Origin of the sequence: Variovorax sp. KBW07 (genome assembly GCF_003852515.1) — a bacterium.
GTDB lineage: Bacteria > Pseudomonadota > Gammaproteobacteria > Burkholderiales > Burkholderiaceae_C > Variovorax.
The window spans coordinates 6,819-16,677 of sequence record NZ_QAJK01000035.1 but is presented as its reverse complement, the minus strand read 5'-3'; the positions used below and the strand labels follow the sequence as shown (position 1 = coordinate 16,677).

6 protein-coding genes and 1 pseudogene (1 of these 7 running past the window's edge) are annotated in these 9,859 nt (G+C 68.7%); 1 reads left to right on the top strand and 6 read right to left on the bottom strand.

Annotated features, from left to right (window positions below):
- Window positions 1–69: 69 nt before the first annotated feature.
- From DBV14_RS07565 to DBV14_RS07545, 5 genes are all read right to left on the bottom strand, one after another.
- Window positions 70–1,356 (bottom strand): dihydroorotase, encoded by a 1,287-nt coding sequence (locus DBV14_RS07565; protein WP_124458579.1) that lies wholly within the window; start codon window positions 1,354–1,356, stop codon window positions 70–72.
- Window positions 1,353–2,315, bottom strand: a complete 963-nt coding sequence (locus DBV14_RS07560) for an aspartate carbamoyltransferase catalytic subunit (protein ID WP_124458578.1) — start codon at window positions 2,313–2,315, stop codon at window positions 1,353–1,355. Before DBV14_RS07560 ends, DBV14_RS07565 begins: the two co-directional genes overlap by 4 nt.
- On the bottom strand, window positions 2,315–2,827 hold the full coding sequence (gene pyrR / locus DBV14_RS07555; protein WP_260396862.1) for a bifunctional pyr operon transcriptional regulator/uracil phosphoribosyltransferase PyrR: 513 nt from the start codon (window positions 2,825–2,827) through the stop codon (window positions 2,315–2,317). Before pyrR ends, DBV14_RS07560 begins: the two co-directional genes overlap by 1 nt.
- Complete coding sequence (ruvX, locus tag DBV14_RS07550) at window positions 2,824–3,279, bottom strand: Holliday junction resolvase RuvX (RefSeq protein ID WP_124458577.1); 456 nt, start codon at window positions 3,277–3,279, stop codon at window positions 2,824–2,826. The genes pyrR and ruvX overlap by 4 nt, the downstream gene beginning before the upstream one ends.
- An 11-nt stretch (window positions 3,280–3,290) precedes the next feature.
- Window positions 3,291–3,890 (bottom strand): YqgE/AlgH family protein, encoded by a 600-nt coding sequence (locus tag DBV14_RS07545; protein WP_124458576.1) that lies wholly within the window; start codon window positions 3,888–3,890, stop codon window positions 3,291–3,293.
- Here DBV14_RS07545 and DBV14_RS07540 point away from each other — a divergent pair, their 5' ends adjacent.
- A complete protein-coding gene (locus DBV14_RS07540) occupies window positions 3,891–5,393 on the top strand; it encodes a deoxyribodipyrimidine photo-lyase (RefSeq protein WP_124458575.1) in 1,503 nt (500 codons plus the stop codon).
- A gap of 72 nt (window positions 5,394–5,465) precedes the next feature.
- Here the strand turns inward: DBV14_RS07540 and DBV14_RS07535 are convergent.
- Window positions 5,466–9,859: pseudogene (locus DBV14_RS07535) on the bottom strand (Hpt domain-containing protein); it runs 1,701 nt beyond the window's last position.

Sequence of the window (9,859 nt, the reverse complement as noted above, 5' to 3'; positions counted from 1 at the left end):
GAATGACCCGAACAGCAGCGCTCCAAACAACGCAGCACAACGCGACGAATGGACCGAAGAGGTTTCATCCTAGCCGTGGACCAAACGCCCCGCGACCAGCGTGTGACGCGCGCGCCCTTGCAGCGGATAGCCGCCGAACGGCGTGTGCTTGCCCTGGCTCTTCAGCGCCTCGGGTCGTACCTGCCACTCCAGCGTCGGCTCGAAAATGCACAGGTCGGCCACGCCGCCCTCCACCAGCCGGCCGATGCCCGTGCCCGCATCCGCCGCCGTCAACAGCCGTGCCGGCGCCGAAGTGATCACCTCGATCGCGCGCGCCATGCCCGCACCGCTGCGCTCGCCCCACTGCAGCGCCAGCGGCAACAACAGCTCGAGCCCCGTCGCACCAGGCTCGGCCTCGGCGAACGGCAACGTCTTCGCGTCGGCCTCCACCGGCGTGTGGTCCGACACCAGCGCGTCGATGGTGCCGTCGGCCAGCGCGGCCGACAGCGCCTCGCGGTCGCCCTGCTGGCGCAGCGGTGGGTTCAGGCGGGCGCGGCTGTCGAAGTAGCCGATGTCGGTGTCGGCCAGGTGCAGCGAATTGATGCTCACGTCGCAGGTCAGCGGCAGGCCCTGGGCCTTGGCCTCGCGCACCAGCGCCACGCCCCGGGCACTGGAGATGCGGCACAGGTGAACGCGCGCGCCGGTGCTCTTCATCAGCTCGATGATCGTGAAGATCGCAATGGTTTCGGCCGCGACGGGCACGCCCGCCAGGCCCAACCGTGTGGCGAGCGGGCCGCTGGCCGCGACGCCCTTGCCGAGGTCGCGGTCTTGCGGGCGCAGCCACACGGTGTAGCCAAAGGTGCTGGCGTACAGCAGCGCGCGTTGCAGCACCTGCGTGTCGGCCAGCGGCACATCGGCCTGGCTGAAGCCGATGCAGCCGGCTTCAGTCAGCTCGGCCATTTCGGTGAGCACGCCACCGGCCAGGTTGCGCGTGAGCGCGCCGAGCGGGAACAGGCGTGCGCACTGCAGTTTTTCGGCGCGGAACTTGAGCATCTCGACCAGGCCGGGCTCGTCGAGCACGGGGTCGGTGTCGGGCGGGCACACCAGGCTGGTCACGCCGCCGGCGATGGCCGCGGCCATTTCGCTTTCGAGCATGCCTTCGTGCTCGTAGCCGGGCTCGCGCAGCCGCGCTGCCAGGTCGACGAGGCCCGGCGAAACGATGCAGCCCGTGGCGTCGATGGTGCGGTCAGCCTTGAAGCCGGCGGGCGTGTTGCCGATGCCGACGATCTTTCCGTCGGCCAGCGCGACGTCGGCTTTTTTGTCGGTGCCCGATGCGGGATCGATGACGCGGCCTTGGGTGATCAGTGTCGTCTTCATGCTTCGTTACCTGCCACGATGCTCATCACCGCCATGCGCACGGCGATGCCGAAAGTGACCTGGGGAAGAATCACGCTCTGCCTGCCATCGACCACGGCGGAGTCGATCTCCACGCCGCGATTGATCGGGCCGGGGTGCATCACGATGGCATCCGGCTTGGCCAGCTGCAGCTTCTCGGGCGTGAGTCCGTAGGTCTTGAAGAACTCCTGCGACGAAGGCAGCAGCGCGCCGCTCATGCGCTCGTTCTGCAGGCGCAGCATGATGATGACGTCGCAGTCCCTGATGCCTTCTTCGAGCGTGTGGCACACGCGCACGCCCATGCCGGCCATGTCGGTGGGCACCAGCGTCTTGGGGCCGACGACGCGCACTTCGGCGCAGCCGAGCGTCGTCAACGCATGAATGTCCGAACGCGCCACGCGCGAATGCAGCACGTCGCCGACGATCGCGACCGTGAGGTTCGCGAAGTCTTTCTTGTAGTGGCGGATCGTGTACATGTCGAGCAGCCCCTGCGTCGGGTGCGCGTGGCGGCCATCGCCGGCATTCACCACGTGCACGTGCGGCGCGACGTGCTGCGCGATCAGGTACGGCGCGCCCGACTCGCTGTGGCGCACCACGAACAGGTCAGCCGCCATGGCGCTCAGGTTGGCGATGGTGTCGAGCAGCGACTCGCCCTTGGTGGCCGAGGAGCGCGCGATGTCGAGATTGATGACGTCGGCGCTCAGGCGCTTGGCCGCGATCTCGAAGGTGGTGCGGGTGCGCGTGCTGTTCTCGAAGAACAGGTTGAACACGCTCTTGCCGCGCAGCAACGGCACCTTCTTCACCTCGCGGTCGCTCACGCTGGTGAAGTTGGCGGCGGTATCGAGGATGTGCGTGAGGATGGCCTTGGGCAGGCCCTCGATCGACAGCAGGTGGATGAGCTCGCCGTTCTTGTTGAGCTGGGGATTTCGCTTGTAGAGCATCAGCTGTTCTCCTCCACCTTGAGACTGAAGGCGCCATCGTTGGCGCGTGCGAGTGCCAGCAGTTGCGTATCTGGCAGCGTGAGCGTCGTCGCCGCGAAGTCGGCGGCCACGGGCAGCTCGCGCCCGCCCCGGTCGACCAGCACGGCCAGCCGCACGCAGGCGGGGCGGCCGAAATCGAACAGCTCGTTGAGCACCGCGCGGATGGTGCGGCCGGTGNNGTCGGTGCCGTTCACATCGAAGGGCAACGCGGTCTGCGCGCTGGCCGACAGGCCGCGGCGCGCGAAGTCGTCGCGATGCATGGCCGACGAAATGACGCCGGGCGCGCCGGGCAGGCCCAGGTCTTTCTGCAGCCGCTCGACCAGCCAGGCCCCGCCGGAGGTGATGCCCACCAACTTTGTCTCGGGGCGCATCAGCGTCTTCACGCCGGCCAGCAGCTTCGTGTAGAGCGCTTCGGCATCGGGAATGGCGGCGGAACTGGAGGAAGTGGAGGAAATGGAGGAAATGGAACTCACGTGAGACCCCTCAGGAATTGCTCAAGGATGATGCAGGCCGAGGCGGCATCGGCATCGCGCGCGCCCGACGACAGGGCTTCGGTGGTGCTGTAGCGCTCATCGACCTCGAACACCTGGAGATTGAAACGGCCACGCAGCTGGCGCGCGAATTTTTGCGCGCGGCGGGTGTTCTCGTGCGGGGCCCCGTCGGGGTGGTACGGCACGCCGATGACCAGCGCGTCGGGTTGCCATTCCTTGATGCGGGCCTCGACCTGCGCAAAGCGGGCATCGCCCTCGGCCTTGATGGTGGCCTGCGGGGTCGCGGTGGACAGCAGCCGGTTGCCGCTGGCCACGCCGGTGCGCTTCAGGCCGAAATCGAAGGCCAGGAAGGTCTGGAAATGGGCCGGGACGACGACGGGAGCAGGAACGGCGGGAACGGAAGACGAAGGCGCGGGGATGGGAGCGTCCGGCATGACCACGACGCTCAAGCGTGCCCGGCTTCGGGCGACAGCTTCCAGGCTTCGAGGCCCAGCAGCAGCAGCGCCTTGTCGTAGCGCTGGTCGATCGGCGTGTCGAAGATCACGGCCGGGTCGGCCAGCACGGTCAGCCAGCTGTTCTCGGCCAGTTCGGATTCGAGCTGGCCCTCGCCCCAGGCCGAATAGCCCAGCGAAACCAGCACCTTGCGCGGGCCGGCGCCGGTGGCCAGGGCCTCCAGCACGTCCTTGGAGGTGGTCATTTCGAGCCCGCCGGGAATGGTCATGGTCGAGGCATAGACCGATTCCTCGGGCTTCTCGGCATGGGTGAAGACCGGCTCGTGCAGCACGAAGCCGCGCTCGGTCTGCACCGGGCCGCCCTGGAAAACGGGGGCCTCGCCCAGTTCGGGGCGCGACAGGTGCAGCTCGATCTTCTCGAACAGCACCTTGAGGTTGATGTCGCTGGGTTTGTTGATCACCAGGCCGAGCGCGCCGCGCTCGCTGTGTTCGCAGAGGTACACGACGCTGCGGTTGAAAGTTTTGTCTTCCATCCCGGGCATCGCTATCAAAAAGTGATGCGTGAGGTTCATCGGGGCAGAATCGGCAGCCATATGCCCCCGATTTTACTGGCCGTCGACAAGACCTATCCCAAAGGGCTCATGTGGTTCCGCCGCGACCTTCGCGTGGACGACAACGCAGCCCTGTATCGCGCGCTGCGCGCCTGCCGCCAGGTGGTGTGCGTTTTCGTGTTCGACAAGGCGATCCTGGACGCGCTGCCCACCGTCGACCGGCGGGTGGAATTCATCCGGGAATCGCTGGTGGAGCTGCAATCCGAGCTGCACGCCCTGGGCGGCGGGCTGATCGTGCGGCATGCCGCCGCGGTGCACGAGATCCCGGCGCTGGCGCACGACCTGGACGTGCAGGCCGTGTTTGCCAACCGCGACGACGAGCCCGAGGCGCTGGAGCGCGACGCCAAGGTGTTCGGCGCGCTGGCCAATGCCGGCGTGACCTTCCACACCTACAAGGACTCGACCGTCTTCGACCGCGACGAGGTCATGACCAAGACCGGCCAGCCGTACACGGTGTTCACGCCCTACAAGCGGGCCTGGCTGGCGAAGGTCGACGCGTTCTTCCTGAAGTCGTACCCGGTGCGCAGCCATGCCGACGCGCTGGCGCCGCCCCCCGAGGCCTACCAGTCCCCGGTGCCGCCGCTGGAAGACATCGGCTTTGCGAAAAGCAACCTGTCGACGCTGGAAATTCCGACCGGCACGCGCGGTGCCGGCGCGCTGTTCGAAGATTTTTTCGAGCGCATCGACCGCTACGACGCGGCGCGCAATTTTCCGGCGGTGCGCGGGCCCAGCTACATGGGCGTGCACCTGCGCTTCGGCACGGTGTCGATCCGGCAGATGGCCGGCGTGGCGCACCAGCTTTCGCTGCAGGGCGACGCCGGCGCCGCGACCTGGCTCAGCGAGCTGATCTGGCGCGACTTCTACTTCCAGATACTGGCGCACTTCCCGCACGTGCACACGGGTGGCGAATCGAAGAGCTTTCGCCCCGAGTACGACAAGATCCAGTGGCACCACGGCAAGCACGCCGACCAGCTGTTCGACGCCTGGTGCGAGGGCCGCACGGGCTATCCGCTGGTCGATGCGGCCATGCTGCAGATCAACCAGAGCGGCTACATGCACAACCGGCTGCGCATGGTGGTGGCCAGCTTTCTCTGCAAGGACCTGGGGCTGGACTGGCGGCGCGGCGAGCGCTACTTTGCGCTGCACTTGAACGACTTCGAGCTGGCATCGAACAACGGCGGCTGGCAATGGGCCAGCTCGAGCGGCTGCGACGCGCAGCCCTACTTCCGCATCTTCAACCCGGTGACGCAGAGCGAGCGCTTCGACCCCGAAGGCAAGTTCATCCGCCGCTACCTGCCGCAGCTGGCGGGGCTGTCGAACGCGGCAATCCATGCGCCGTGGACGGCATCGCCGGTGGAACTGGAGGCGGCGGGCATCAAGCTCGGCGAGACCTATCCCATGCCGGTGGTGGACCATGCCGACGCGCGCGAGAAGACGCTGCAGCGCTATGGGGTGGCGCGGGCGAAGGCGCTGCAGAAGCAGTGACGAGGCAAACGCCGCGGAAATGAAGAAGGGGCCTCGCGGCCCCTTCTTCTATTGACGTCCGGCAAAGCTGCGTCAGGCCGCAGCCGCCAGTGCCGGCTCGCTGGTGTACGCACGCACCAGGCGCAGCAGTTCCTCTTCCGAGTACGGCTTGCCCAGGTAGTGGTTCACGCCCAGCGTGCGCGCGTAGTCGCGGTGCTTTTCGGCAATGCGCGAGGTGATCATGATGATCGGCAGCTCGGCCAGCGCGGCGTCGGCGCGGATGTTGCGGGCCAGATCGAAGCCGTCCATGCGCGGCATCTCGATGTCCGACAGCACCACGGCCGGGCGCTCCTGCTGCAGCCGCTCGAGCGCCTGCAGGCCATCGGCCGCCAGCGACACGCGATAGCCTTCGCGCTGCAGCAGGCGCTGCGTGACGCGGCGCACGGTGATGGAGTCGTCGACCACCAGCACCAGCGGCACTTGCGGCGCCACCGGGGCCAGCACCGGCAGCGGCTCGTGCGGCACACCGTCGTCGGCCGTGGCGGCGGCATGCGCCGACACCGCCAGCGCGGCGGCCTGGCGCTCGCGCGCCTGTTCGCCATGCACCGAGGCCAGCGCCACCGGGTTGTAGATCAGCGCCACCGCGCCCGAAGCCAGCACCGAGATGCCGGCCAGTCCGGGCAGCCGCGCAAGCTGCGGGCCGAGGTTCTTGACCACGACTTCCTGGTTGCCCAGCACTTCGTCCACGTGCAGTGCCACGCGCTGCGCCGCGCTTCGCACGATGACGATGGTGTTGTTCTTGGTGCTCGCGTGTTCGCTGCGGGCCGAGGCCTGCAGCAGCGCGCCGGCCCAGTAGAACGGCACCTGCTCGCTGCCGAAGGGATGTGTGTTGTGCAGGTAGGCGGCCTCGAGGTCGGACCCGCTCACGCGCTGCACCAGTTCCACCAGGTTCGACGGCACGCCGATCGACACCTCGCCGGCACGCAGCATCACCACGTGCGTCACGGCGGTGGTCAGCGGCAGCACCAGCTTGAAGGTGGTGCCCTGGCCGGGCGCGCTGTGCGTTTCGATGCGGCCGCCGAGCGCCGCGATCTGCGCGCGCACCACGTCCATGCCGATGCCCCGGCCGGCCAGTTCGGAAACCTGCCCCGCCGTCGAGAAGCCGGGCTTGAAGATCAGCTCGGTGGCTTCGTCGGCCGACAGTTCCTGGCCTTGTTCGAGCAGGCCGAGTGCGCGGGCGCGCTCGGCGATGCGCTGGTGGTCGAGGCCGGCGCCGTCGTCGCGGAAGCTCACCGAGACGTCGTTGCCTTCATGGTGCAGGTCGATGACGATCAGGCCGCTGGCGTCCTTGCCGGCCTTCTCGCGCGCCGCCGAATCTTCGATGCCGTGCGCCACGCAGTTGCGCAGCAAGTGCTCGAAGGCGGGCGTCATGCGGTCCAGCACGCCACGGTCCATTTCGATGGAGCCGCCGACGATGTCCAGGCGCACCTGCTTGCCGGTGTCTTTCGAGGCCTGGCGCACCACGCGATAGAGGCGGTCGGAAATGCCTTCGAACTCCACCATGCGCGTGCGCAGCAGGCCGCGTTGCAGTTCGCGCGTCTGGCGCGCCTGCACGCTCAAATCGTCTTCCGTGGCCTGCACCGTCTTTTGCAGCGTGCGCTGCACGGTGGCCACGTCGTTCACCGACTCGGCCATCATGCGCGTCAGTTCCTGCACGCGGGTGAAGCGGTCGAACTCGAGCGGGTCGAAGCTCTGCTGCGAGTCCTTGGCTTGTGCCAGGCGCGACTGCATCTGGCTTTCGGCCTGCACTTCGATGTCGCGCAGCTGCTGGCGCAGGCGGTCCAGATTGCCCGTGAGGTCGGACAGCGAACCACGCAGCTGGCCCAGCTCGGCTTCGAGCCGCGAGCGCGTGATGATGACCTCGCCGGTCTGCGCGACCAGGCGGTCGAGCAGCTGGGTGCGAATGCGCACGGCCTGGCCCGATGCGGCGCGCAGGGGCGCCAGCAGTGCGGGTGCCGGGCGCGGCTGGAGCATCGTGGTGGCCGGTTCGGCCGCGGACAGGTCTTCGTCGCCGGCGACCGGCGCCGCCAGCTCGTCGTTGGCGGGCACGCCGGCTTCGGGCACGGCGACCTGCAGCAGCGAAGCGGCCGGTGCGGAGGCGCTGGCCGAGGCCACCAGCTGGGCCAGTTCGACCTGCGTGGCATCGTCGGCCGCGCGCAGCGCGTCGAAGGTGGCCTGCAGGGCGTCGAGGCGCGTGAGCAGTTTCTCGATGTCGGAGCGCTCGGCGCCCTGGGAGCCCAGGACTTCGATCTCGGACTCCATGCGGTGCGCGCGCTCGCCCAGGCGCATGGCGCCGGCCAATCGCGCACTGCCCTTGAGCGTGTGCAGCGTGCGCAGCACCGAGGCGCGCGGCGCGCTGTCGTCGGGGTGGTGCGCCCATTGGCGCAGCGCTTCGCCCAGCTGCGGCAGCAGTTCGGCGGCCTCTTCCTCGAAGATCGGGAACAGGTCGACGTCGACCGCATCGGCCAGGTCGATGGCGTCTTCGGAATCGTCCAGCGCGACGTCGGCCACGCTGTTGTTGACCACCACCTGTTGCAGCGGACGCGCGGCTTCGGCGCGCATGGCCACTTCGGTGGGCATGGGTGCGGCCGCGATGTCGCGCAGCGCCTGCAGCGTTCCTTNNGCGAACTGGTGCAGCAGGCGGCGCAGCTCGTCGGCCGCGGCAACCAGCACCACGCCCTGTTCGCGCGTGCCGCTGCCCTGCATCTGCAGATGCTGCAACGCCGATTCGAGCAGGCGGGCCATGCCCGACAGGCTGTGGAAACCGACGGTGGCCGAGCTGCCGGCCAGCGAATGCGCCAGCGCGACGGTCGAGTCGGGCAGGCGCTCGTGCGATTCGAGCGCCCATTCACCGACGTCCGTCGCCAGCTGGCGGGACCATTCGTCGGCTTCGTTCAGGTAGACGTTGTAGAGCGCAATGCCGATGCGCAGCGGCCCGATCACCTTGACCTGGTCTTCGGCGCTGGCCGCGGCGGCGGCTTCTTCGGCTGCGGCCGCTGCAACTGCTGCTGCAGCAGCAGCAGCGTGCTGGGCAACAGGCTCCGGCGCTTTTTCTTCGGTGGCGGCGACGACAGTGGCTGGCACTTCGGCGGCGGGCGCCTCGACCGGGATCTCGAACGCTTCGATCGGTTCGGCCAGTTCGAGCACTTCGGAGACTTCGCCAATGGCCGGCGCGGGTTCTGGCTCTGGCTCATGCCCCGCTTCGGACACGAGTTGCAGTTCCGGCTCCGGCTCGGCAACCGGCTCTTCGTGCGGCGGTTGCACCGTCTCGATGACTTTAGGTTCGGCAGCCGCCACGGGCAGCGGCTCGGGCTCCCACGACAGGTCGGGCAGGCCGGTGGCGGTGGGCACCGCGGCTTCGATGGCGGGCGCGGGTTCTGGCTCGGGCTGGGCCGCGACAGGCTCGGCACGCACCGGCGTCTTCGGGGGCGCCAGGAAGTCGAACTCGTCGCCGCTGGGCAAGGTCAGCAACGGGGCTGGCTCGGTGTCCTGCTTGGCTTCGAAGTCGATGAAGTCGGTGGACGCGAAATCGTCGTCGGCCTCGGGCGTGCCGGGCTTCTGGGGCTCTTCCCATGCCAGCATTTCGAGCGCCGCGTCGGATGCCGCGGTCGGCGCGACCGGCACGGCGGGTGCAGCGGGCGCGGCAGCCGGTGCCGGCGCCTCCAGGAACGACAGGTCGGGCAGGTCCGGCAATTCCTGCGGCGGCAGCGGTGCGGCCACGGGTGCAGCAGCAGGCGCGGGCGTTTCAGCGGCGATGTGGCGCGCGGCAACCGCCAGCGCTTCGGCATCGGCCAGGCGTACCGGCGCGGGCACGGGCTCTCCGGCCAGCAGGGCCTGGGCCACGCGGCTGAAGGGCGCGGACTGCCAGCCATGCGGCGTGCCGGAGGCAATGGCCTCGACCCATTCGCTGAATTCGCGCAGCGTGCGGTCGGTGCCCGACAGCAGTTCGGGCGTGGCGTTGCGCTGGTCGGCCAGCCAGGTGTTGAGCACCTGCTCCATCGACCAGGCGGCGTCGCCGAAGTCGGTCAGGCCGACCATGCGCGAGCTGCCCTTGAGCGTGTGGAACGCGCGGCGCAGGATGGTGAGTTCTTCGGTGTCGTCCGGATGGCCGCGCAATTCCTCGATGGCGGCCAGGCCGTTTTCGACCACTTCGCGGGCCTCGTCCAGGAAGATGTTCTGCAGGTCGTCTTCCTCGAGCTCGGTCACCTCGGTGTCGGGCAGCGCGCCCGGCCCGGTGATCTTCGAGGTCCAGCTTTCGGTCTTGCGGCTGAACTCCTCGATCGGCGACACCTTGGCCTTGCGGCTGGGCGTGGCGAGCGCGGCAAGCTTGGAGGCGATCTGCGCGTCCACTTCCTCGATGCTGAGCACCGGTTCGGCCACGGGAGCCTGCTGGCCCGGCGCGGCGCCATCGGCCACGCTGTCGGTGC